General features: G+C 68.7%; 1 protein-coding gene and 1 pseudogene. One reads left to right on the top strand and one right to left on the bottom strand.

Translation table 11 applies throughout. The annotated features are described in order from the left end of the window. Positions 1–326: pseudogene (locus I73_RS14465) on the bottom strand (PHP domain-containing protein); the annotation flags it as partial. Positions 327–464: 138 nt separating this feature from the next. On the opposite strand from I73_RS14465, the gene I73_RS28045 reads away from it, so the two are divergent. Next, a partial coding sequence (locus I73_RS28045; RefSeq protein ID WP_022981269.1) for an esterase-like activity of phytase family protein occupies positions 465–1,177 on the top strand: 713 nt, incomplete at its 3' end.

The raw sequence follows: 1,177 nt of genomic DNA, 5'->3' as shown, positions 1-1,177 counted from the left end.
CTGGACGTTGCGGGTCCAGGCCCGGGCCAGCAGTTCCGAGAGGTTGTGTAGCCCGTGACGTCCTGCACCAGCAGCAGCAGCCGCCCCGGCGGCGCATCGGGCGCACAGTCCATCGGCTCGATCCAGGCGTCGCAGCCGACCACCGGCTTGAGGCCCTTGCCGCGGCAGGCCTTGTAGTGCTTGACGGCACCAAACAGGTTGCCCAGGTCGGCGATGCCCAGAGCCAACTGCCCGTCGTCCTTGGCTGCGGACACCACATCGTCGATCCGCAAGGTGCCATCGACGACGGAGTATTCGGTGTGCAGGCGCAGGTGAACAAAGCTCATCGCCGCATTGTACGGAGCGGGGTCCCGGCCCTTGACCTAGGGGGGGGCGGTGTCATGGGGGCGTCATGGGGGGTGTCAAGACTCGCAACGGTCTTTGCGCTTGCGCATCCACCCATCCCCCGGTTCGAGGAGTTCCCCATGTTTGTCCGTTCCCTGGGCGCCGTCGCCCTGGCCTGCGCCGCTGCGCTGGCCCCCGCCCATGCCGCTGTCACCCTGATCGCCCGCGGCTCGCTGACGCTGGACCAGGACCTCAGTGGCCTGACCAACACCCTGGAGAACGGCCAGGCCGCCAACCTGCTCGGCGGCATCGGTTCGGGCCTGGCCTGGGCCGGCGGCACCACCTTCCTGGCCCTGGGAGACCGTGGCCCCAACGCCGTGGCCTGGAACAGCGCCGTGGACGACACCACCAGCTGGATCCCCCGCTTTCACACCCTGGACCTGAAGCTGCAACCGGCCGTGGGTGGCGGCTTGCCCTACACCGTGCAGGCCACGCTCACCGGCACCACCTTGCTGTGGAGCGGCAGCGCCCTGAGCTATGGCCCGGCCACCCCGGTGGGCCCGGTGGCCGGCCGCGCCTACTTCTCCGGCCGCTCGGACAACTTCGCCAGCGGCTCCAACTCGCTGGACAGCCACTTCGCCCGCCTGGACCCGGAAGGCATTCGCGTCTCACGCAATGGCAAGTACGTGTTCATCTCGGACGAGTACGGCCCCTACGTCTACCGGTTCAACCGCAAGACCGGCAAGCGCACCCAGGTCTACAGCCTGCCGGCGGCCACCTTCGCGGTGAGCAACCTGTCGTCCATGGGCAGCGCCGAGATCAGCGGCAACACCAGCGGCCGTGTGGCCAACAA

The organism is Ideonella sp. B508-1 (assembly GCF_000333615.1).
Classification (GTDB): Bacteria; Pseudomonadota; Gammaproteobacteria; order Burkholderiales; family Burkholderiaceae_C; genus Ideonella.
This window is presented reverse-complemented; position numbering and strand designations above follow the sequence as displayed.